This is a genomic window from Cohnella nanjingensis (assembly GCF_014212125.1).
Lineage (GTDB): Bacteria > Bacillota > Bacilli > Paenibacillales > Paenibacillaceae > Cohnella > Cohnella nanjingensis.
This window is the reverse complement of sequence record NZ_JACJVP010000044.1, coordinates 20,979-43,050: the sequence shown is the minus strand read 5'-3', so window position 1 is coordinate 43,050 and position 22,072 is coordinate 20,979. Positions and strand designations below refer to the sequence as shown.

General features: G+C 60.3%; 19 protein-coding genes and 1 pseudogene. 19 read left to right on the top strand and 1 reads right to left on the bottom strand.

Annotation, left to right across the window (positions count from 1 at the left end; all coding sequences use genetic code 11):
* Positions 1-272 precede the first annotated feature (272 nt).
* The 4 genes and pseudogenes from H7C19_RS25815 (at position 273) to H7C19_RS35015 (ending at position 6,516) form a co-directional block, all read left to right on the top strand.
* Positions 273-1,448: an AfsR/SARP family transcriptional regulator gene (locus tag H7C19_RS25815; RefSeq protein ID WP_221469482.1), complete on the top strand. Its 1,176-nt coding sequence runs from the start codon at positions 273-275 to the stop codon at positions 1,446-1,448.
* Complete coding sequence (locus H7C19_RS25810) at positions 1,427-1,798, top strand: hypothetical protein (protein ID WP_185671966.1); 372 nt, start codon at positions 1,427-1,429, stop codon at positions 1,796-1,798. The genes H7C19_RS25815 and H7C19_RS25810 overlap by 22 nt, the downstream gene beginning before the upstream one ends.
* Positions 1,799-2,367: 569 nt before the next feature.
* A pseudogene (locus H7C19_RS35790) lies at positions 2,368-3,645 on the top strand (RCC1 domain-containing protein); the annotation flags it as partial.
* Positions 3,646-4,266: 621 nt separating this feature from the next.
* Positions 4,267-6,516 (top strand): S-layer homology domain-containing protein, encoded by a 2,250-nt coding sequence (locus tag H7C19_RS35015; protein ID WP_246469803.1) that lies wholly within the window; start codon positions 4,267-4,269, stop codon positions 6,514-6,516.
* A 94-nt stretch (positions 6,517-6,610) separates the two neighbouring features.
* On the opposite strand, the gene H7C19_RS34465 is transcribed toward H7C19_RS35015, so the two are convergent.
* On the bottom strand, positions 6,611-6,847 hold the full coding sequence (locus H7C19_RS34465; RefSeq protein WP_221469480.1) for a hypothetical protein: 237 nt from the start codon (positions 6,845-6,847) through the stop codon (positions 6,611-6,613).
* Between H7C19_RS34465 and H7C19_RS25800 the strand changes: the two genes are divergently transcribed.
* The 15 genes from H7C19_RS25800 (at position 6,840) to hisC (ending at position 22,070) form a co-directional block, all read left to right on the top strand.
* Positions 6,840-7,217, top strand: a complete 378-nt coding sequence (locus H7C19_RS25800) for a hypothetical protein (protein ID WP_185671964.1) — start codon at positions 6,840-6,842, stop codon at positions 7,215-7,217. The genes H7C19_RS34465 and H7C19_RS25800 overlap by 8 nt on opposite strands.
* Positions 7,218-7,242: 25 nt before the next feature.
* A complete protein-coding gene (locus H7C19_RS25795) occupies positions 7,243-7,707 on the top strand; it encodes a DUF2269 family protein (protein ID WP_185671963.1) in 465 nt (154 codons plus the stop codon).
* Between the two features lie 486 nt (positions 7,708-8,193).
* Entirely contained in the window at positions 8,194-9,057 is an 864-nt protein-coding gene (gene panB / locus H7C19_RS25790; RefSeq protein ID WP_185671962.1) for a 3-methyl-2-oxobutanoate hydroxymethyltransferase, read from the top strand.
* The gene (gene panC, locus H7C19_RS25785; protein ID WP_185671961.1) at positions 9,054-9,959 is read left to right on the top strand and encodes a pantoate--beta-alanine ligase; all 906 of its coding nucleotides are present in this window, start codon (positions 9,054-9,056) and stop codon (positions 9,957-9,959) included. The genes panB and panC overlap by 4 nt, the downstream gene beginning before the upstream one ends.
* Positions 9,960-9,961: 2 nt before the next feature.
* Positions 9,962-10,354, top strand: a complete 393-nt coding sequence (gene panD / locus H7C19_RS25780; protein ID WP_185671960.1) for an aspartate 1-decarboxylase — start codon at positions 9,962-9,964, stop codon at positions 10,352-10,354.
* A gap of 61 nt (positions 10,355-10,415) precedes the next feature.
* Complete coding sequence (locus tag H7C19_RS25775; RefSeq protein ID WP_185671959.1) at positions 10,416-11,066, top strand: tetratricopeptide repeat protein; 651 nt, start codon at positions 10,416-10,418, stop codon at positions 11,064-11,066.
* Between the two features lie 57 nt (positions 11,067-11,123).
* Complete coding sequence (locus H7C19_RS25770; protein WP_185671958.1) at positions 11,124-14,048, top strand: ATP-dependent DNA helicase DinG, 3'-5' exoribonuclease type; 2,925 nt, start codon at positions 11,124-11,126, stop codon at positions 14,046-14,048.
* The gene (locus H7C19_RS25765; RefSeq protein ID WP_185671957.1) at positions 14,045-14,695 is read left to right on the top strand and encodes a redox-sensing transcriptional repressor Rex; all 651 of its coding nucleotides are present in this window, start codon (positions 14,045-14,047) and stop codon (positions 14,693-14,695) included. The genes H7C19_RS25770 and H7C19_RS25765 overlap by 4 nt, the downstream gene beginning before the upstream one ends.
* Before the next feature lie 3 nt (positions 14,696-14,698).
* Positions 14,699-16,003: an amidohydrolase gene (locus tag H7C19_RS25760; RefSeq protein ID WP_185671956.1), complete on the top strand. Its 1,305-nt coding sequence runs from the start codon at positions 14,699-14,701 to the stop codon at positions 16,001-16,003.
* Positions 16,000-16,527 carry a cell wall elongation regulator TseB-like domain-containing protein gene (locus H7C19_RS25755; protein WP_185671955.1) on the top strand — a complete coding sequence of 176 codons (528 nt, stop codon included), beginning with the start codon at positions 16,000-16,002 and terminating at the stop codon, positions 16,525-16,527. Before H7C19_RS25760 ends, H7C19_RS25755 begins: the two co-directional genes overlap by 4 nt.
* A gap of 275 nt (positions 16,528-16,802) precedes the next feature.
* Entirely contained in the window at positions 16,803-17,336 is a 534-nt protein-coding gene (locus tag H7C19_RS25750; protein WP_185671954.1) for a hypothetical protein, read from the top strand.
* The gene (locus tag H7C19_RS25745) at positions 17,329-18,828 is read left to right on the top strand and encodes an AAA family ATPase (RefSeq protein WP_185671953.1); all 1,500 of its coding nucleotides are present in this window, start codon (positions 17,329-17,331) and stop codon (positions 18,826-18,828) included. Before H7C19_RS25750 ends, H7C19_RS25745 begins: the two co-directional genes overlap by 8 nt.
* Before the next feature lie 164 nt (positions 18,829-18,992).
* The gene (locus H7C19_RS25740) at positions 18,993-19,562 is read left to right on the top strand and encodes an RNA polymerase sigma factor (RefSeq protein ID WP_313732004.1); all 570 of its coding nucleotides are present in this window, start codon (positions 18,993-18,995) and stop codon (positions 19,560-19,562) included.
* Between the two features lie 34 nt (positions 19,563-19,596).
* Positions 19,597-20,796 carry a hypothetical protein gene (locus tag H7C19_RS25735; RefSeq protein ID WP_221469478.1) on the top strand — a complete coding sequence of 400 codons (1,200 nt, stop codon included), beginning with the start codon at positions 19,597-19,599 and terminating at the stop codon, positions 20,794-20,796.
* Between the two features lie 146 nt (positions 20,797-20,942).
* Positions 20,943-22,070, top strand: a complete 1,128-nt coding sequence (hisC, locus tag H7C19_RS25730) for a histidinol-phosphate transaminase (RefSeq protein WP_185671951.1) — start codon at positions 20,943-20,945, stop codon at positions 22,068-22,070.
* Positions 22,071-22,072 lie beyond the last annotated feature (2 nt).

Here is a 22,072-nt window from a genome sequence, read left to right as displayed (position 1 = left end):
CGATGTCGAACCGCTGTTTTTTTTTTTTTTTTTTTGACGGACCAAGGATAAATATCACTTAGCCTTCCTCTGAACCGTCTCCCATAAAAACGCGTCGCCTTCTTATGAGGACGGCAAAAGCCATTTTTACTCGGTTTAGCGAATCGTTTCATGTTTTTTTCGCCAAAGTCCGGTTCCCGGAGAAAGGATTTCGCATACAAGAATAGAATTAAATTGGCAAAGAATCCGATTTTCGAAAGGAGTGGATCGGTTTGGCGGTTTGCGGGTTTCAAATGCTGGGCAGTTTGAAAATTTCCCTCGGCGGCGAAGACGTGACCTCGGCCGTTCCCGGCGGCAAAGCCAGGCTGCTGCTGGCTTATTTGGTGCTTGCTTATGACATGCCGCGGAGCAGGAAACAGCTGGCGTTCGATTTCTGGCCGGATTCCACCGAGAAGCAGGCCATGTCGAATTTGCGGAAACTTCTTCACCGCATTCGGGAAAGCTTGCCGCAAATCGACCGATACGTCAGCATTACTCCGTCTTATCTCCAGTGGAATCAGGATGCGCCTTGCCAATCGGACGTGGCCGAGTTCGAAAAGGCGGCGCAAGGACATACGATAAGCGAATTGCGCCATGCGGAAGAGCTGTACAGGGGCGAGCTTCTGCCCGGGTTTTACGAGGAATGGCTCGAAACGAAGCGGGAGCTGCTGGCGCAAACGATCGTGAACGTGCTCGAAAAGCTCGTCGCGTTATTGGAAAGCAGAAGGGAATATGCTTCGGCTCTGTCATTCGCGAACAAGCTGTTGATCCGAAATCCGTTGCGAGAAGAAACGTACCGAACCGCGATGCGGCTGCATGCTTTGATCCATGATCGGGCTGGCGTCATGCAGACGTACGCGCAGCTTCAGGACGTATTGAATGACGAACTGGGAATCGGTCCATCGGCGGAAACCGAACGGCTGCTGGAAAAACTGACCCGAAACGGCGGCGAACCGCCGGCAGTCCCGCTTGACAAGACGCCTCTGATTGGAAGAATCGGCGAATGGGAATGTATGTTGGAGGCCTGGAAGCAAGCGTCGGCCGGCCAACCTTCCCTGCTGGTCCTGAAGGGAACGGCGGGAATCGGCAAAACGAGACTGTCCTTGGCTTTCATGGAATGGGTGGAAAATCAAGGGATTCAAACTGCGTATGCCGCTTGCCTCGCGTCGGTGAAATCGCTGTCGTACACGCCTGTCACCGCTTGGCTCAGAAGCGTACCCATACCGCCGCTGTGCATCGAAGCGAAGTCGGAGCTGTCCCGATTGCTGCCGGAATTTATGGAATTATATCCCGATCTGCCAAAGCCGAACCCCGTTCGGGAAAAATGGCAGCTGAATCGGTGGTACGAAGCGATCGAATTGATGCTGCTCGTCAAAGAGCCGCTGCTGCTTGTCTTGGACGACATCCAGTGGAGCGATGCGAGACGCTGAAGCTGCTGTCTTTCCTTCAGCGCAGCCATTCCGGCTCCAGAGTGCTGGTGATCGCGACGATGAGAACCGATGCGTATCCGGGCAAAGCCGTTCGGCAATTCTTCGCCGGACTGCGGACCGATCGGAAGCTCACCGAAATCGAACTTGCTCCGTTCAGCGAAGAAGAAACGAAACGGCTGATGGCCGCAACCATCGGCGACGTTCTGGCCAACCGTTACTCGTCCAACCTATTCCTGGAAACCGGAGGCGTTCCGTTGTTTATCGCGGAGACGCTGAGGGAATGGCAGACAGGCGGAGATGGCGGGCTACGTCCGATACCGTGGATCCAATCCGCCATCGAGAACGGTTGAACTGGCGGAGCCTGGCCGGTTCCGTATTCCGCCGGTCGATGCCGCCAGCGGCCGGTCCGAAGAGCGTCTGTACGAACCCATAACGCCCTCGATCGCCCCGGCCGATGCCGGAACGGTCGAGGGCGTTATGGCGTTTAATGGGGATCGGAATATGGCGGAGGTTGCAACCCGTCGGATTTGCCCGATGAAGCCGGTATCGTCGCCACGTGACGTAGCTGAACTTCAAAACGTAAAGCAACGGTTTTTCCGGCTTGAATATCGGCGTCATAAGGAGCTTAAGGGAAAGAGCGCTTCAAAAGCATTTCAAAACGGAAAACGGACAGAGGAACGCTTTTGAAGCGCTCCCAGCTCTAAAATCTTTCCGAAGGAGGTCTTGCGATGAGCCGATGGCGGTTTATCCGTGGGATCGCTACTTCGTTTATACGATCCCGCTCGGCGAGATCGAGGAAGCGGAGAAGATCATCCCGTCAGTCATATTAGATTAGATATTCGTCAGGCACCTCCGCATTGCCGCAGCGGGTGTTCCGCGCGATATGTAAGATACGAATAGAATCGTTGGAGGGGTAGTGATGAATCGTTTTGTTCCGAACCGGATCAAAGCATTGGTACTGCTCGTTGTCTTGTTTTCATTGGTCTTGCCATCGTATCCGAACTTTGCCCATGCCGAAGTTCCGGATGCCGGCTGCGCTCCTCATTTTACCACCAAGCCGATGGTCGCCGGCGGAGGTAGCCACACCGTTGTTTTGAAAAGCGACGGAACCGTGTGGGCGTTGGGGAGCAACTATGCCGGCCAACTCGGAGAAGGTTCAAGGGTTGACCGTGCCTTCCCCGTAAAAGTGCAAGCTTTGTGCGGTATCGTCGCCATTGCGGCAGGGTGGAGTCATACCGTTGCCCTGAAAAGCGATGGAACAGTATGGGCTTGGGGAAGCAATCAGCACGGAGAACTCGGAAACGGAGCCAATACGGCAAGTTCTGTCCCTGTGCAAGTGAACGAGATGAGCGAAGTTGCCGCCATTGCCGCTGGATCATTTCATACGGTTGCCCTGAAGCGCGATGGGACGGTTTGGACGTGGGGGAACAACAACAGCGGAGAACTCGGATATTCATCTGTCTTAACCGGCGGGGGTACCGTGTCGTACAATCCCAAACCTCAAAATGTCGGTATCCCGACGGATGATGGATTTAAAGTAAAAGCCATTGCAGCTGGATTCGGAGTAGGTGACACCTCCGGGTATACGGCTGCACTGAAAAGCGATGGAACGGTATGGACGTGGGGGTCCAATCGATATGCCCAACTCGGATATGACACGAACGCGTACAAGTATACGCCTAACTATACCCCCCAACAGGTGCCGAATGTGAGCGATGTGGAGGCTATTGCCTTAGGAGCCATTCATACCATAGCCCTGAAAAGCGATGGAACGATATGGGCGTGGGGAAACAACAGCAATGGCCAGCTCGGAGACGGAACCACGACAACCCGCATCTCTCCGGTGAAAGTGCTGGACAGTCTCAGCCCCGGCCAAGAACTTGCAAGCGTCGTCGCTATCGCGGCAGCGGGGGGAGAACATTCGATCGCTCAGTTAGACGATGGGACGGTATGGGCGTGGGGAAGAAACGATAATGGCCAACTCGGAGACGGAGACGACCAGTTTCGAAACCGTTTAACGGCAACAAAGCTTGGCCTGCGCGGTAATTTCGTTGCTTTTGGAACCGGATGGTATCATTCGATGGCCATTCAAGACGACGGTACCTTATGGACCTGGGGAAACAACTACAATGGCCAACTCGGCTACGTCACACCGTCGCCGCAGGAACCTAACGCGCCTTCCAACACTCCCTATCCGGTCGGCGGATTCAATGTAAACGAAGCCGTATTCCAACCAACCTTGGCGCTAATGGGCAAACAACGTTTGTTCTATCCGGAATGGTCCGCCGCACCCGCGAATTTGACCGCTTATTTGAATAATCCGGGTAGCGAGCTTGCCAATATTACGCTTAAACTGATTCCGGGTTCCGGATTAAGTCTTGTCGATAACGACGCCGTTCATGTGATCGACAAGATCGCCGCGGGAACGAATGCCACGACAACGTGGAGAGTGAAGCCTACAGAAGAAGGCATCCATCGTTTGACCGTGAACGCTTATCGAGAGGGAGAAACCGCGCCCTTCGCCACCGATTCCTATCAAATCGAAGCATTGGCGCCTGTCGTCCCGCCGACTGTTACTTTAACGGGACTTAGCGGAAATACGAGTAATGGCACTCCGGTAGCTGCCAGATCGGCTCCTATCACGTTAGCCGTTAGTCTTCCTTGCAAGAATGTCAAGTTCATATTAAGGGATGACTACGGACATGAGATTGTGCTTGATAACCGCTTCCAATCCGCAATCACATTCGTTCCTGCCGCTGCTGGAGTGGCGGGTTCACACTTAGTCGTCGAAATTGAAGCGGAATGCTTGGACGGACCGATGAATTTCCCCATAGATCTCATCGATCCGAGCGGGATCGTTTATAACGCGGAGAAGGGGATAGATTGGCCGCTGCCGGGCGCCACGCTCGTGCTGCAGTATTACGATACCGCGCTGGAAGAATGGGTCGATATGAACGATCACGACAAGATGTCTCCCATTACGAATCCGCAGACGAGCGGGGAAGACGGAAGTTACGCTTGGGACGTGGCGGCCGGAACATACCGGGTAACGGTCAACCGACCCGGATTCGCAACGGTGACAAGCGATTCCGTTGATATCCCGCCTCCAAAAACGGATTTGCACGTCGGCTTAACGCCTACGGACCGGGTACCCCCAATCCTCACCGTAACCGGGGTCACCTATGGCGCGACCTACACGCAGCCCGTCACGATTCAATTCCAGGCATTAGATGATCAATCCGGCGTCCGTTATGTGGAGTATCGGCTGGATCAAGGCGAGGCGCAAAGGGCAAACGGCGATAGCGGCTCTATCTCGGTAACCGGCGATGGCTCGCATACCGTAGATTTCACGGTCGTCGATCATGCGGGTAATGAGTTTGCCGAACGAATCGCGTTTACGATTGCCGGAACGCCTGAGCCTAGCGGGAACGCCGACTTGAAAGACTTAGTTCTTTCGGACATCGCGCTGAGCCCGCGGTTCGATCCCGGTACGACGGCCTATACGGCGAGCGTGGCGAACGGCGTATCGTCGGTGACCGTGACGGCATCGGTATACGATGCCGACAATGTCAGCGTGACGGCGAGCGTATACAATAGCGCCGGCGTGCAGAGCGGCGGACCGCACATCTTGACGAACGGCGCCTCGTCCTCTTCGCTTCCGCTGAGCGAAGGCAGCAACGCGATCAAGCTCGTCGTCACCGCGAAGGACGGCGCCTCGAAGACGTACACCGTGACGGTGACCCGGGCGCGGTCATCATCCGGAGGCTCAACTCCGACCGGCGGCAGCCCGGGCAGCACGACTGGCGTGCCGTCGACGAAATCGCTCCGGATCTTCGTAGACGGCAAATCGTATGACCAAATCGCCCAAATTGTCTCTTCGCAAGAGGGCGGATCAAACGTCATGTCGGTAACGTTGGAAACGTCCCGATTGACGGAGGCGCTTGGCCCGGCGGGAGACCGTCCGCTGATCGTTATTCCCGTGACGGAGCAATCGGGCAAGGTGACGGCGGTGCTGGCCGGGGACGCCGTGAAGGCGCTGGAGCAGAAACGGGCCGTGCTGGAACTGCAAACGCCTCGCGGAAGCTACACGCTGCCCGCATCGGAAGTCGGCATCGACGCCTTGGCGAAACAGCTTGGCGATCCTGCGAAACTGGCGGATATTCTCGTGCGCGTGAGCGTGGCGAAGGGCGATTCGGCTGAAGTGAAGCTGCTGGAAAATACGGCGGCAAGAGATCGGTTCGACGTCGTCGTTCCGCCGGTCGAGTTCACGGTGACCGCCTCGTCCGGCGGCAAAACGGCGAACGTGGGCAAGTTCGGCTCCTACGTGAAGCGCGTAATTCCGCTTCCGGGGGGAGCAGCCTCAGGCAACATCACGACCGCCGTAGCGCTTGAGGCAGACGGAACGACGCGCCATGTACCGACCTACACGGAATCGCGTGACGGGAAAGCGTACGCGGTGTTCCACAGCTTGACGAACAGCGCGTACGCGCTCATCTGGCGCTCCGTCTCGTTTGCGGATGTCGAAGGCCACTGGGCGAAACCCGCGGTCAATGACTTGGCATCCCGCAAAATCGTGAGCGGCGTCGACGAGACGCATTACCGTCCGAATGCGCCCATTACCCGCGCGGAGTTCGCGGCAATTCTCGTGCGGGCGCTAGGGCTGGCCGAAAACGGGAAAACGTCCTCGTTTACGGATGTGAAGGCCGGCGACTGGTATATCGGCGCGGTAGCGAAAGCGCAGGAGTACGGGATCGTGGAAGGATACAAGGACGGAACGTTCGGCGCCGCGAAGACGATTACCCGCCAAGAAGCGATTGCGATGATCGCGCGGGCGATGAAGCTTGCCGGGCTGGACACGAACATCGGACCCGCGGACGCAGACGCGGCGTTATCCGGGTTCTCGGACGGCGCGGCAGTCGCCGGGTGGGCCCGGCAGGCGGTCGCCGCGGCCGTGAAGAGCGGGCTGGTCGGCGGCTCCGGTTCCGGACTGAATCCGGCGAGCGACATTACCCGGGCCGAAACGGCGGCCATCGTTCAGCGGATGCTGGCGAAAGCGAAGCTGATCTGAAACTTTTTTGAAGCGGCCCCTCCTTTAGAATGATCCGAAGGAGGGGCATTTCTTATAGCAGGAGGAGAATGGTTTTCAAACGCCCAAGGTAGGACTAAAGAAGGAGTGGGGATTCTGTCATGCGAGTGATTAAAATCGTTTGTTTGATCCTGTTAGGAGGGCTATTGTCGGCAAGCGCGGCCGGGTGCGGCGGGAGCGGCAGCGGCCAGGCATCCGGTCCAACGGAGAGCGCGGCGCGACAACCCGCGACGAACACCGGGGAGAAAAGCGCGGAACCTTCGAAGAAAGCGGCCGATAGCGCGGAATCTTCGAAGGAAACATCCATGAACATCGTGGATTTGCCCAATCAGGTTGTCATCGCGGAGGAGGACACGCAGAACGGGGTCAAACCGCCCGACTCCGTTCCCGATGATATTCCGATTTTGGACGACGCCAAGAACAAAGCGGCGATTAAAATCGGCGACGGCGCCAACCGGGGCGACCCCTATTACCAGGTCAAATTTGAAACGGGCGATTCGGTAGCCAAAACCGTCGAACGCTATCGCCAAGTTCTGAAAGATAAGGGACTGGACATTGCTTCGGAATCGGAAGAGGACGGCATGCAGCATTTCACTATCGATACGAAATCGTGGCAAGCGCAAATCATGATCTTTACGTTCATGGAGAAAACGACGGTATGGATCAATTATGTGAAAGCGTAAATTCGGGCGGAAAGGAAGAGATTCCATGAAGTGGCTCGTACTCGTTCATATTTTATCGGCGATTCTCGGGGTCGGTCCGGTGTTTTTCAGCCATGTTCTGCTGGGACCCCGTCAGAGCGCGAATGAATTAAGACATTCCATAAGACTGTTCAAGACCTTGGAACTGTTCCCCAAAATCGGCGGTTCGCTTGCCGTCTTGACCGGTCTGGCGCTCGTGTTCATCGGTGACTACGGTCGGTTCATGCAGCTGTGGATTTTCGGTTCTCTTGTTCTCTACATCCTCATTCAAATCATCGTTATCGGATTTGTCGCTCCTGCCGCCAAGCAATTGTCGACGTGGTTGAACGATCCGTCAAACCGCAAGGCCGATGCTCTGCCTCCCGAACAGCAAGCTTTCTGGATGAGAGCCAACAAATTGTTTTGGATGGCGAGTACGTTAGGGACGCTCTTGTTCGCTTTCATGATTATGAAACCCGTCATTGGCGGCTAAGTGAAAACGGATGATCGAAGGATGAAGCTCCCCGCTTCCAGAAGGGGGCTTCTTGCATGTTCGGAAGCCGCAAGATCCTGATCGTGAGCGGGTCGCTCGGAGCTCCGCCGGTCACGGCACCCTGAACGAACGAAGATTTACAATTCGCAAGAACCACAATCTTTTTCGTGCGTCAGCTCTGCCCGGGCTGCTGATGCGTAGACGATGGCGTATCGATCTGCTATAATGAAGTCCTCGGGCGGTATCGAACGAACCGCACCGATAGATGAACCACATGATAGCGGATTACTTACTCGCCATGCAATGGGAACTACCAACTGCATACCGTGATATTTCGCGGCGGATTCTGCTCTGAGCCGAAGGGACCGAGACAGAAGGACGTGAAGCGCTCCTGCTGAATGATACCTTCTTTGCTCATGGGCAAATGAAGGTTTTTTTTGCGTCCGCATTCCCTACAATGAGATTCATTAGGAGGCGCTATTTGACATGAAACAACCGGTGACGCTGCCCCGCCTGATGGCGATGAAGCGGCAAGGCAACCCCATTGCCATGATGACGGCTTACGATTACCCTTCCGCGCAACTGACGGAAGAAGCGGGCGTCGACGTGATCCTGGTTGGCGATTCGCTTGGCAATGTCGTCCTGGGTTACGATACGACCGTTCCGGTCACCCTGGAAGATATGATTTATCATACAAAAGCGGTTGTTAGAGGAGCTCCCCATACGATGGTCGTGACCGACATGCCGTTCGCGACTTACCGCCTTGGCAAGGAAGCGACGCTGCGCAACGCCGCCCGCATCATGCGGGAAGGCGGCGCGCACGCCGTGAAGCTCGAAGGAGGCGCGGAGCTGGCCGAAGAGGTCGCGGTGCTCGTCTCCGCCGGCATCCCCGTCCTCGCCCATCTGGGGTTGACGCCGCAGTCGGTGCATCAGATCGGCGGCTACAAGGTGCAAGGCAAAGACGCGGCGGAAGCCGAGAAGCTGCTCGCCGACGCCAAGGCGCTAGAGCAGGCCGGCGCGTTCGGCGTCGTCCTGGAGCTCGTGACGGAGCCCGTGGCCGCCGCCGTCACGAAGTCGCTTCAAGTGCCGACGATCGGCATCGGCGCCGGCAGGGGCTGCGATGGACAAGTGCTCGTCTACCATGATATGATCCGGTACGGTTCCGGCATCCGGGACAAACGGATGGTCAAAGCGTATGCGGACGTCGGTGAGACGATCCGCGGCGCGATCGCCCAATATGTCGACGAAGTAAAGAACAAACAATTCCCGGAAGCCCGCCATGGCTTCCCGCTGGACGAAAAGGCGGAGGAAGCCATGTCCACCACGCTATATGGAGGCGGATCCCAATGACGGCTACGTTAACATCCGCTCCCGCGATCGTGCGTACGATCGCGGAGCTGCGCAGACGCGTGTCCGAATATCGTACTCAAGCCGGCCCTGGCGCCAAGGTCGGCCTCGTGCCGACGATGGGTTTTCTGCATGAAGGCCATGCGAGCTTGATGCGGCGCTCCGCCGCGGACAACGGCTTGACGGTGCTGAGCATCTTCGTCAATCCGCTGCAGTTCGGTCCGAACGAAGACTTCGAGCGTTATCCCCGCGACGAGGCGCGGGACCTGGCCGTCGCGGCCGAGGCCGGCGCGCAGCTCGTCTTCCTGCCGGAGGTGAAGGAGATGTATCCGACGCCCCCGAGCACGAAGATGACGGTGAGCGGAATTACGGAGATGCTGTGCGGCGCGAGCCGCCCGGGCCACTTCGACGGAGTGGGCGTGGTCGTGACCAAACTGTTCAACATCGTCCAGCCGGACCGCGCGTACTTCGGCTTGAAGGACGCCCAGCAGGTCGCGGTGGTCGCCCGGATCGTCTCCGACCTGAATCAGCCCGTCGAGATCGTGCCCTGTCCGATCGTTCGCGAATCCGACGGTCTGGCACTCAGCTCCCGCAACGTTTACTTGAAGCCCGAGGAGCGCGAGCAGGCGCTGGTCCTGTCGCAGACGCTGCGCCAAGTCCCTGCTTGGATCCGGGAAGGCGCGGCGCCCGGCGAGTTGAAGTCCCGCATGGCGGCCGCGATCGCCCGCATGCCGCTGGCCGAGATCGATTATGTCGAGGTGCTGACCTATCCGGAACTTCAGGCACCGTCCGATGCCGCGCCGCTGCGCGACCTCAAGATGAACCTGCTGGCCGCGGTAGCGGTCAAGTTCGGCCAGACGCGTCTCATCGACAATGTGCTCTTGAATCCGACCGAGGTGATCTGAAAATGTTCAGACAAATGATGAAGTCGAAGCTGCACCGCGCCACCGTCACCGAAGCCGATCTGAACTACGTCGGCAGCGTGACGATCGACCGCGACCTGATGGATCTCGTCGATATTCTGCCCGACGAGAAGGTGCAGATCGTCAACAACAATAACGGCGCGCGCTTCGAGACGTACGCGATCTCGGGGCCGCGCGGCTCCGGCGTCGTCTGCCTGAACGGCGCCGCCGCCCGGCTCGTGCAGCCGGGCGACAAGGTCATCATTATCGCTTACGGCTACATGACCGACGAGGAATCCCGCGTCCATCAGCCCAAGGTGGCGATCCTGGACGATGGCAATCGCGTCGTCAAAATGCTGGCGGAGGAGCCTCATTCGACCGTCGTGCAAAACGTATGAAAGACCTCCCCGAAACGCAGAATGAGCAGTACCAACTCGCTGCGACAGGGGGATAACTTCCATGATCCGTCCATTTTTCTCCGCCATGAACGATGCCCTTGACGACCTCATCGCGCGTTACCCTCATGCTTCGTCGGAAGAAAAAATACGGCTGGAAGAGCAATGGAACGTGTTAAAAACGCTGAGTGATGATATCATTGAATTATGGCTTCAATTCGAGGACAAGATGGCCGCTTACCGGCAAATCCGGGAGCATCCCGCTGCCGACGCGCCGCAAGCGCTGGAGGAAGCCGAGGAGATCTGGACGCCGTTCGTCAAAGGACAAGGTTATTTCAAGCTGCACATGTTCGGCGAAGCCTCCCGGCTGTTCGACGAGATGCTGAAGCGGGATGCCGAGCTCATCGTGGCCCGCCTGTTCCTGGCGATGTGCCGCATGCATCTCGGCGAATTCGACGAAGCGCAGCGGCATTTCCGCTTGATCGCGGCGACCTCGGACGAGCCGAAGCTGCAGGCTATCGCGTACAACGCCCTCGGCTGCGTCCAGGCCGTGTTCGCGAATCTGAAGCAAGCGCAATGTTATTTTCACAAAGCGATGGAAACCGATCCGTCCTTCGCGGATCCGCGGAGGAATCTGGAATCTTGCCTGCAGGGCACGGGACAGCTTCAGCTTCAATTCGGAAGCGCGGAGCTGCACGCGCTCGTGCAGACCTGAGCGGGATCGGCCGGTTCGCCCTCGAACCGCTCCGTTCATACGGAAAGGAAGTCAGGCATGAAATTCGCCGTACTCGATTTCGAGACGACGGGAACGTCGTCCGAACACGATGAGATTATACAAGCGGGACTCGCCTTGATCGATGAGACGGGTGCCGCTGATTCCGTATATGCGTCTATGGTGAAGCCGTCCAAGTCCATTCCCGAATTCATCACGCGGCTGACCGGCATCGGCGACGACGACGTGCGCGACGCGCCCGCCATCGAAGATGTGCTGGCCGAGATGGTCCCGCTGCTGCAGGATGCCGTCCTCGTCGCGCACAACGCCACCTTCGACGCGCAGTTCCTGCAAGCCGCCCTCGACAGGAGCGGCTATTTGCCGTACGGCGGCCGAGTGATCGATACGGTGGATCTGGCGAGAATCGTCTATCCTTCCTTGCCTTCCTATCGGCTCGGCGCGCTGACTCAGAGCCTCAACATCGTTCACGATCGTCCCCATCAAGCCGACAGCGACGCGCTCGCCACGGCCGACGTCTTCGCGCGGTGCCTGGACCGGCTGCGCGCGCTGCCGTTGCTCACGCTGCAGCGGTTGGCGAACCTGTTCGATCCCGAGCAGAACGATCTGGGCTGGCTGTTCGCGCACGTGCTCGGCTGGCGCGAGACGCAGCCGCTCGCCGAACCGGAAGGCTACCATTACTTCCGCCAGTTCGCGATGAACGTGACCGATTGGACCGAAGACGACGAAGGCCGCGAAGAGGCGTCGCTGAACGCCGCGCGCGAACTGGCCGGCATGTCGTTCGAGGAATTCGAGGACGGCGTCCGCGAGCGCCTGCAGACGCTCTTGCCCTCCTACGAGACCCGGGAAGGCCAGCGGATCATGTACGGCGAAGTGCTCGAAGCGCTCGCGCACGACGCGCATCTGCTCGTCGAAGCGGGGACGGGAACCGGGAAGTCCTTGGGTTATCTGCTGCCCTCCCTCTATTATGGATTAAAGGAAACGAAAAAAATCGTCGTGACGACGCACACGATCCAATTGCAGGAACAGCTGCGCCAGCGGGATCTGCCGCTGCTGCAGGAAGTGCTGCCGGTGCCGTTCCGCGCGGCGGTCTTCAAAGGCAGAGGCAACTACATGTGCCTGCGCAAGTTCGAACAGCAGCAGCAGCTTCCCGAAGCCGCGCTGACCCGCGAGGAGGCCGTTACGCGGGCGCAGATGGCCGTCTGGCTGACGGAGACGGAACGGGGCGAGGCGGAGGAGCTGAACCTGAACGGGCGCTCCAAGGACGAGTGGAGCACGGTCGCGAGCGACGCGGATTCCTGCTTGAACCGGCAGTGCCCGTGGTTCCGCAAGTGCTTCTATCACCGGGCCCGTCAGGATGCGAACAAAGCGGACCTGGTCATCACCAACCATGCGATGGTGTTCACGGACATGCGCGCGGAGCATCGGCTCCTGCCGGCGTACGATCGTCTGATCGTCGACGAGGCGCATCACCTGGAAGAGGTGGCGAGCAGCCACCTCGGCCAGAAGACGGGCTATCACGCGCTGCATGCGCCGCTTCAGCGGCTGTGGAAAGACGCCCGCAGCGGCCAGCTGTCCGCGCTGATCGGCCTGGTCGGCGGTCTGGGCGACGATCAGGCGCCGGTCTGGGCGGAGAAGCTGGAGGAGGCGCTGCCGCGCGTCCACGAGCTGCGCGAAGCGTGGGAACAGTGGACGGACCGGCTGTACGCGCTGCTGGCCGCGAACGCCGCGGCGGACGAGACCGGAAGCTTGACGTACCGGCTGCGGACCGAAGCGCTCCCGTCCGACTGGGAATCCGTCCAAGTGGACGGCCACAACGTCATTCAGCGGCTGTCCGATCTGCTGCGGCCGCTGGACAAGGTCCTGTCCGAGATCCGGGAGCGGAACGACGATCTGAGCGTGCAGAGCGCGCTCACCGATCTGAACGGCGCGCTGAAGGATCTGGCCAGCCTGCGCGCCGAGCTGCAATCGTTCGTCACGCTCGGCGACGAAGGACACGTCTACTGGCTGGAGGGCCACTCGCAGTTCCGCAGCCGCTCGGTCTGGATGTACAACGTGCCGGCGGACGTCAGCGATCTATTGAAGGAAGGCATGTTCGACAAGAAGGCGAGCGTCGTCTTGACGTCGGCCACCCTCACGGTCGACAAGTCGTTCCAGTACGTGAAGGAGCAGCTTGGCCTGGACGGGGCCGAACAGGAAGGGCGTTTGCGTACCGCGCAACTGCCTTCGCCGTTCAACTACCGCAAGCAGGCGCTGGTGCTTATTCCGCGCGACTTTCCGAATATCCGCGGCAAGGACGGCGATGCGGCGTTCGTCCAGGCGCTGACGCAGTCCATTGCGGAGGTCGCTTCGGAGACCGGCGGCCGGATGCTAGTGCTGTTCACGTCGCACCGCATGCTGAAGACGGTCTACGGGCCGCTGAAGGAGAAGCTCGAGCCTTCGGACATTCAAGTGCTCGGCCAAGGGGTGGACGGCGGGAGCCGCAGCCGGCTCACGCGCCAGTTCATGGAACAGCCGAGATCCGTGCTGCTCGGCACGAGCAGCTTCTGGGAAGGAGTCGACCTGCCCGGAGACGCGCTCACCTGCCTGGCGATCGTGCGGCTGCCCTTCCAGCCTCCGAATCATCCCGTGGTGGAAGCCAAGTCCGAGCGGCTGCAGGCGGAAAAGAAAAATCCGTTCATGAAGCTGTCGCTCCCGCAAGCCGTCATCCGCTTCAAGCAAGGCTTCGGACGGTTAGTGCGGACCGCGTCCGACAAAGGGATCGTCGTGCTGTACGATACGCGCGTCATCGATACGAATTATGGCAAGTATTTTCTCTATTCGCTGCCCGGACCGAAGATGGAGCATCTCCCGCTCGCCGGCCTCGTGCCGCGCGTGCGGGAATGGCTCGCGCCGGATGCCGGCGCGGTCGCAGACGAGACCGCAGCGGCTTCGGCCGGCGGGAAAGGAGGGGGAGACGGCACGTGAAGCCAACCAAAATATCCGAGGCGGTCGTTCGGCGGCTGCCGATCTATCTGCGGTACCTGAACGAGCTTAGCCTGAGCGACGTGCAGACCGTCTCCTCGCAGGACCTCGGCGAGAAGCTGGATCTCAATCCGGCCCAGATCCGCAAGGACCTCGCCTACTTCGGCGAGTTCGGGCGCAAAGGGGTCGGCTACAACGTCGGTTATCTCATCGAGAAGATCCGCCAGATCCTGAAGCTGGACCGCCCGCTGCACGTGGCGCTGGTCGGCACCGGGAATCTGGGGAGGGCGCTCTGCAACTACAATATGTACTTGAAGGACAATATGAAGATTACCTCGGTCTTCGACGCCGATCCTTCCAAGGAAGGCGTCGTCATCAACAACCTGACGGTCGAGCCGATGAGCCGGCTCCCGCAGACCGTCAAGGAAAAGGAGATCTCGATCGGCATCATCACCGTGCCGGCGGCCGAGGCGCAGAACGTGGCGGACCGGTTCGTGGAAGCGGGCGTGCGGGCGATCCTGAACTTCGCTCCTACCGTGATCCGAACGCCCGAGGGCGTTCGGATTCACCACGCGGACTTCACGTCGGAGTTGCTCAGCCTGGCCTATTACATGAATCATGAGGAAGCGTTAGACGAAAGGAACGAGTGAGCGATGAAACGTTGGTTGATTCAGAACGGCCTATTTGTCACGTTGGCGTCGGAGCGTCCGACTTATGAGGGCTGGCTGTCGGTCGAGGGCGACCGAATCGCCGGAATGGGCGAAGGCGCCGCGCCCGCGCACGAAGCGGAAGCCGCGGAAGAGATCGTGGATGGCAAGGGGCTGCTGTTCTTGCCCGGCCTGATCAACACCCACGGGCACGCCGCGATGTCGCTCCTGCGAGGATTGGCCGACGATCTGGCGCTTCAGGATTGGCTGGAGAACCACATGTGGCCGACCGAAGCCAAGTTCGCCGGCGACGACGTCTACTGGGGCACCTCGCTCGCCGCCGCGGAGATGATTCTGAGCGGCACGACGACGTTCGTGGACATGTACGACCATATGGGACGCGTAGCCGAGGTCGTCGAACAGGCGGGCCTTCGCGCCAGCCTGACCCGCGGCGTAATCGGGCTATGCCCGCCGGAGGTGCAGACCGCGAAGCTGAACGACGCCGTTCAGTTCGCCCGCGATTGGCACGGCAAGGCGGACGGCCGGATTCGGGCCATGATGTCGCCGCACGCGCCGTATACGTGCCCGCCGGACTATATCGAACGCATCGTAGCGGCCGCGCACGAGCTCGGACTGCCGCTCCATACCCATATGTCCGAATCGGCTGCGGAAGTCGCGCAGAACGTTCGAGATTACGGTACGCGCCCGGTGGCGCATCTGGATTCGCTCGGCTTCTTCTCCCGGCCGTCGCTCGTGGCCCATGCCGTGCATCTGAACGACGAAGAGATCGCGCTGCTCGCCGAACGCGGCGTAGCGGTCTCGCACAATCCGGTCAGCAATCTAAAGCTCGCGAGCGGCGTGGCGCGCGCGCCGGATCTGCTGCGCGCCGGCGTCACCGTCTCGCTAGGCACCGACAGCGCGGCAAGCAACAACAACCTCGACTTGTTCGAAGAGATCCGTCTCGCCGCGCTTCTCCATAAAGGCGTGTCCGGCGATCCGACCGCCGTTCCGGCCGCGGAAGCGCTCCGCATGGGGACGCTGTACGGCGCCCGGGCGATCGGACTCGAAGGCGTGACGGGCGAGCTGCGGCCGGGCCTTAAGGCCGACCTGACCGCCGTCTCGATCGCGAAGCCGCACTTCGTCCCCCGGACCGACTACGTCTCCCATCTCGTCTATGCGGCGAACGGCGCCGACGTCGCCCATGTCTGGGTCGACGGCAAGCAGCTGCTGCGGGGCCGCGAGCTGCTCACGCTGGACGCGGAGCGCATACGCTTCGAAGCCCAGCGCTGCTTTGAGAGGCTGCGGGGATGAGCTTGAGCCGGACGAAGCAGCGGCGGACGCCCTTCCTCTCGCCGGTGCGTTGGGTGTTGCTGGTCGCCAGCTTTCTGTTGTTCGTCGCGGTATGTCTGGCGATTTACGTCCGCAACGCGGATTCCGCCTATCGGAACGCCTCGCATGCGGCCATGGCGACCGCGAAGCGCGAGGCGGGGTTGACCTCGATCGACGAGGTCGACAAGCACGTCTGGGAAGAGATCGTATGGGTCGTGCATGGCAAAGACCAGGCTGGCGTCTCCTGGTTCGTCTGGGAGCGCGAATCCGGCGGCGTCGTCAAGGAACAAGCAAGCGCCGGGGTAGGGCGGAAGGAGATCGAGAACCGCTTCGAAACCGGACATCCCGGCAAGCCGATCGTGCGCCTCTTGCCCGGCTGGTTCGCGAATCAGCCCGCCTGGGAGCTCCGTTACGTGGACGATGCGGAATTGGAACGCGAAGCGATCGATTTTTACGCCTTCAAAGACGGCGCCTTGCTCGGTACTTACGATTTGCCCGGCAAATGAACGAGGACTGCCCGCGCAGCCGCCCGTTCCCCTTGGGGACGAGCGGCTTTTTTGGCGTTCGCGCGAATCGCGCCGCTCCCGATTTCTCGAATCGGCAATCGCCGATCTCGCCGTTGAAACTAATTTATACACAATTCGTATACACTTTTGGCAAGCATTTGTACCACAAAAGTCTATCAAAAAATGATATACTCATTGTTGTACCCGAGACATGGACGGATCGCGAATTCTCGTTATTCATAAATCGGCATTTCGATTGAAGGAGGGCTATACGCATGAAACTACGCATCGTTCCGATCACGGCGGCGGCCGCGTTGTCCGCGGCCGTATTGTTCGGAGGCTGGTTCGCCTATCGCCACTTCGGCGTCGAGCAGCCGCTGGACCGCGTCGCGCAGAAGGTGCCCGGCGTCGAGTCCGCGCAAGCCAGCATGAAGTCCGATCAAGTCGTCTTGACGGTCAAGCTGAACAAGGACGCCGATCTGGCGGAAGTCTACCGGCAAGTCAAAGCGGATGGCGCGCAAGCGATCGGCTCCAAGGAACTGCAGCTCGTCGCGCGGAATTCGGACGACCCGGCGCTCGAGAAAGTATGGCGGAGCGCGCTGTTCGACGTGGCGGAGGCGATGGATCACCGGAAATACACGGGCATCCGCGACGCCATGATCAAACTCGAGCAGGCTACGCCCGGCTTAACCGCATCCAGCGAGATGGACGAACAGAACGTCTATATCAGCCTGCATCTCGGCGATCACGCGAAATACGTCATTCTGCCGCGCGACCCCGCCAAATTGGGGGTGTGGCCGAATGCGTAATTGGAGAAAATACGGCAAGGAGATCGCGATCGGCTTCATTCCCGTCCTGCTCGTATTTCTTATCTTCACCGGCATGCCGGCCGTTCCGCTCCTGCTGGGCGCGGCCATGATCGGCGGACTGTTGTTCCTGGCGCGTTCCCGCGGCGGCCTCGCCGTCGGCGCGGCCGCCCGCAAAGCGCCGGCCCGCGAGCCGGCGTATCTGTCCTTCGACGATATCGGAGGCCAGGAGCAGGCGAAGCGGGAATTGACGGAAGCGCTGGATTTCCTCGTACAGCGGGACCGCATTCAGAAGCTGGGCATCCGCCCCCTGAAGGGCATTCTGCTGACGGGACCTCCCGGAACCGGGAAGACGCTGCTCGCCAAAGCGGCCGCCAAGCACACGCACTCGGCCTTCGTCGCCGCCTCCGGGAGCGAGTTCGTCGAGATGTACGTCGGCGTCGGCGCCGGGCGTATCCGCGAGCTGTTCAAGGAAGCCCGCACGCAGGCCGCCAAGCTGAAGCGCGACAGCGCGATCATCTTCATCGACGAGATCGACGGCATCGGCGGCAAGCGGGACGGCGGCCAGCACCGGGAGTACGATCAGACGCTGAATCAGCTGTTGACCGAGATGGACGGCATCCAAGGCGACGAGTCGCCGCGCGTCCTGATCATCGCGGCGACCAACCGCAAGGAGCTGCTGGACGCGGCGCTGACGCGTCCGGGACGGTTCGACCGGCACATCCAAGTGGACTTGCCGGACAAGCAGGGCCGCGAGCATATCCTGCGCCTGCATGCGCGCAACAAGCCGATGGGGTCCGGCGTGTCGCTCGCCAAGGTCGCGGAGGAGACGTTCGGATTCTCCGGCGCCCAGCTGGAGAGCGTCATGAACGAAGCGGCCATCTACGCGCTGCGCGACGAGAGCGAGCAGCTGACGCAGGCCTATCTGGCGCAGGCCATCGACAAGGTCATGATGGGCGAGCGCATGGACCGCGAGACCTCCAAGGAGGAGCGGGAGCGCGTGGCGCTTCATGAGCTCGGCCATGCGATCGTCGCCGAGACCGTCCGGCCGGGGAGCGTGGCGCAAGTATCGCTCACGCCGCGCGGACAGGCGCTCGGCTACGTGCGCCACCATCCGGTGAAGGATAGCTATCTGTACACGAAGACGGTGCTGGAAGACCAGATTCTGATCGCCTTGGGCGGCGCGGTCGCCGAAGAGATCCACTACGGCGGACGCAGCACGGGGTCGCGCGGCGACTTCGATCAAGCGACGCAGATCGTGCGCACGTTGATCGAATCCGGGATGTCGAACCTCGGCATCGTCCACCCGCAGGCGCTGACCGCCGAGCAGTGGTCCAAGGAGAACGCGGCGATCCTCGAAGCGCTGACCGAGCGGACGAGAGGCATTCTGGACGGCCGCCTCGAGACGTTCCGTCGACTGCTCGAGATCCTGATCCGCGAAGAGACGTTGTCCGGCGAAGAGCTGCGCGCGCAGCTGAAGCATACGGCGGCTTGAGTCGCCAAAGACCGACGAAGCGTTTCCCGAACCTTTGAGGGGAGGGAGGCGCTTTTTCTATATCCGGCTCTGGGTAAAACTGATACATGCTGTATGATGATTAAAAAAAGTATGGTAACATAAATGTTTGAACCGATCGCTAGTTCTCTTCGTCCAATAAAGAGGTGGTTGCTTTGAATGCCGACGCGAATTTCGATTACTTAAAATATATGAACGACCCCGAAGACAAAAAAGCGCTGCTCACGGAGCTCATGAACGCGTACGGCAAGGAAGTGTGGAACTACGCCTTCAGCCTGACGCGCAAGTGGGATCTGGCGGACGATATCTCGCAGGAAGTATTCATCAAGGTGTTCAAAAACCTACACAACTTCCGCAGCGACGCTTCGATCCGAACGTGGCTCTTGACCATCACGAGAAATACCGTGATCGACCACCACCGTTCCGCGTTTCTGCGCAAGGTTACGCTTACCGATTGGATCGGAGACGTGGGCGAGCGCCAATCGGTCGAGGAGGACGTCATCGAACGCTACGCCGTCAACGATCTGTGGAAGCTCGTCATGAAGCTCCCCGTCAAGTCGCGGGAAGTCCTCATCTTGTACGCGCATCATCAGCTCTCGCTGAAGGAGATCGCGGAAGTGCTTGGCGTGACGGAAGGAACCGTGAAGTCGCGGATGTTCCACGCCCGTCGCAAAATCGCGAAAATGAAGGAGCGCAATGGTTATGGAACCGAATGATAAAGAACTCAGACAGCAACTTTCGCGCGGTCCCTTGAGCAGAAACGGGTTCGACGACCGTCTGCGCAAGCGGATCGAGGACGCGCTGGACCGCCCGACCCGGCGTCCTTCGTTCTTCGCGCGCGTAGGCTGGAACGGAGCCGGGGTCGCCGCGATTCTCGGCCTGCTGCTGGCGTTCGGCATCTGGCAATGGACGGTTCCCGGACCGTCCGCCGAACGGTTCGCCGAAGATCCGGCCATGCAGACGGCCACCACCCAGGACGCCAAGCTGTTCTCCGACGCGAACGCGCAGATTCGTTCCGTCCTGCTGCTGGGCTTGCGCGAAGACCGCGAAGACCAGGGCAACGTCGTCAGCTCGTACCGGACGCTGATGATTGCGCCCCAAGACGGACAATTCGCGGTGACGGCTTCAGGCGACGGCATTGTCATGCCGTACAAACAAAATTTTTGGAAAATTGAGGCAGTTACCTCGGGTGACAAAGGGACGCTGTCGCAGACGCTCAAGGCGTACCAGGCGAACGGCAAAGGCGCGGTGACGCCGGCGCAGGCGGAAGCCATCCCCGTCTCCGACGTCGGGATGGTCGAGCGGCTGACGTTCGTCGGCAACCGCTACGTCTCGGTCGTCCAGAACCGGGTGAGCGCCCCGAACGCGCAGTTCCGCTGGGTGAAGCATATCGAGCAGCTCGCCGCGGACGCTTCGCGCGTCTCCTACGAGCCGACCGCGGAATCCCACGTGATGCTCGAAGACGTGCTGAAGGCCGGCGATACCGCCACGCCATCCGTTCAAGCGCATACGGAGCAATGGTCGATCATCCGGCGGACGGGCAACTGGACGGCGGCGGCCGAAGAAGCGAAGGACGGGAAGGGCGCGACGGACGCCTTCGCGCCGTTCGACAACGAAGCGCTGGTAGAGCTCTCCGCGCCGCTGCCTGACGAATACAAAAACTACGACACGCTGTCGATCTCCTGGTCGCAGATCCGCAAGATCGTGCCGCAGGCGGAGGACGCGTTCACGTCGCCGAACGAAGACATGCTGGCCGTCGTGACGGGGGATCAGATTCTCGTCTATCCGTACCAGCAGTTGAACGGCCGGGATCATCCGCTGTCCATCCGCTTGGCGGACGGAGAGACCGTCGTGATGGCCCAGTGGACCTCGAATATCAAGTACGTCGACAACTGGAAAAAGCAGGTCGCGGCCATTTTGAATCCGACGCCGGAGACCCAGCTGCAGTAACCGCGAACGCTCCAATGAACGCAGCCATGCCCGGAGGGACGAGCGTCCCCCGGGCATTGATTTTACAAAATTACTTTACTTAGGTAACGCATTAACGTATTATTGAAATGAAATGATCAAATCATTTGAAATTAGGAGAGATGACTATGAATCCACGCGGCGATACCCCCACCCGCGCAACGCTGAACCGAATGGCGCCTTATACGCCGGGCAAGCCGATCTGGGAGGTCCAGCGGGAATACGGCTTGGATCGCGTCATTAAGCTGGCTTCCAACGAGAATCCGCTGGGACCCTCTCCGTCGGCGCTGGCCGCGATCCGGCAGATGCTGCCCGATCTGAACCGCTACCCCGATCATCGGGCGGCCGCGTTGACCGAGGCGCTCGCCGGGCGGCTCGGCGTGACGCCGTCGCAGCTGGTCGTCGCGAACGGCGCCGACGAATTGATCACGCTCCTCTCGGAAGCTTATCTGGACCCGGGCGACGAGATCGTCGTCCCCGCGCCTTCGTTCAGCGAATACGACTTCGGCGCGCTGCTCATGAACGCCGTCGCGGTCCAGGTCCCGTTGCGGGCCGGTTACGCCTACGCGGTATCGGACCTGCTGGACGCCGTCAATCCGCGGACGAAGCTCGTCTACCTGTGTTCGCCGAACAACCCCACCGGCACCTACCTCCCCCGGACGCAGCTGCGGGCGCTGCTGGACGCGCTGCCGGCGCGCGTGCTCGTCGTATTCGACGCGGCCTACGCGCACTATGCCGACGCCGACGACTACACCGACGGGTACGAGATGCTGCGCGAGGGCCGCAACGTCGCCATCCTGCAGACGTTCTCCAAGATCTACGGCTTGGCCGGCATCCGCGTCGGATACTGCGCGGCCCCCGAGGCCGTCGTCCGAGCGCTGCTCCAAGTAAAGGAGCCCTTCAACGTCAACGCGCTCGCGCAAGCCGCCGCGCTCGCGGCGCTGAACGACGAGGCGCATCTGGCCGCCTCCCGCCGCTGCAACGCGGAAGGACGGCGCCAATTGCGCGAAGGCTTGGCCGCGCTCGGGGTGCCGACGACGGAGAGCCAGGCCAACTTCGTCCTGGCCGAATTCGGTCCGTCCGCCGCCGAAGTCGACGCGAGCCTGCTGCGCCAGGGCGTCATCGTCCGCAGCGGAAAGGGCTGGGGGCTCCCCGGCCATCTGCGCATCTCGGTCGGGACGGCGGAGGAGAACGCGATCGCGCTGGACTGCCTCCGGCGCGCGATGCATGAGGTCGAATCCGCGCGATCATCTTAACG

What these genes read in the sequence shown, in the direction of transcription:
- H7C19_RS25815 (WP_221469482.1), top strand. Translation starts at nt 273, where the DNA reads ATGCTGGGCAGTTTGAAAATTTCCCTCGGCGGCGAAGACGTGACCTCG.
- H7C19_RS35015 (WP_246469803.1), top strand. Translation starts at nt 4,267, where the DNA reads ATGAATTTCCCCATAGATCTCATCGATCCGAGCGGGATCGTTTATAAC.
- H7C19_RS25800 (WP_185671964.1), top strand. Translation starts at nt 6,840, where the DNA reads ATGAACATCGTGGATTTGCCCAATCAGGTTGTCATCGCGGAGGAGGAC.
- H7C19_RS34465 (WP_221469480.1), bottom strand. Translation starts at nt 6,847, where the DNA reads ATGTTCATGGATGTTTCCTTCGAAGATTCCGCGCTATCGGCCGCTTTC.
- H7C19_RS25795 (WP_185671963.1), top strand. Translation starts at nt 7,243, where the DNA reads ATGAAGTGGCTCGTACTCGTTCATATTTTATCGGCGATTCTCGGGGTC.
- panB (WP_185671962.1), top strand. Translation starts at nt 8,194, where the DNA reads ATGAAACAACCGGTGACGCTGCCCCGCCTGATGGCGATGAAGCGGCAA.
- panC (WP_185671961.1), top strand. Translation starts at nt 9,054, where the DNA reads ATGACGGCTACGTTAACATCCGCTCCCGCGATCGTGCGTACGATCGCG.
- panD (WP_185671960.1), top strand. Translation starts at nt 9,962, where the DNA reads ATGTTCAGACAAATGATGAAGTCGAAGCTGCACCGCGCCACCGTCACC.
- H7C19_RS25775 (WP_185671959.1), top strand. Translation starts at nt 10,416, where the DNA reads ATGATCCGTCCATTTTTCTCCGCCATGAACGATGCCCTTGACGACCTC.
- H7C19_RS25770 (WP_185671958.1), top strand. Translation starts at nt 11,124, where the DNA reads ATGAAATTCGCCGTACTCGATTTCGAGACGACGGGAACGTCGTCCGAA.
- H7C19_RS25760 (WP_185671956.1), top strand. Translation starts at nt 14,699, where the DNA reads ATGAAACGTTGGTTGATTCAGAACGGCCTATTTGTCACGTTGGCGTCG.
- H7C19_RS25755 (WP_185671955.1), top strand. Translation starts at nt 16,000, where the DNA reads ATGAGCTTGAGCCGGACGAAGCAGCGGCGGACGCCCTTCCTCTCGCCG.
- H7C19_RS25750 (WP_185671954.1), top strand. Translation starts at nt 16,803, where the DNA reads ATGAAACTACGCATCGTTCCGATCACGGCGGCGGCCGCGTTGTCCGCG.
- H7C19_RS25745 (WP_185671953.1), top strand. Translation starts at nt 17,329, where the DNA reads ATGCGTAATTGGAGAAAATACGGCAAGGAGATCGCGATCGGCTTCATT.
- hisC (WP_185671951.1), top strand. Translation starts at nt 20,943, where the DNA reads ATGAATCCACGCGGCGATACCCCCACCCGCGCAACGCTGAACCGAATG.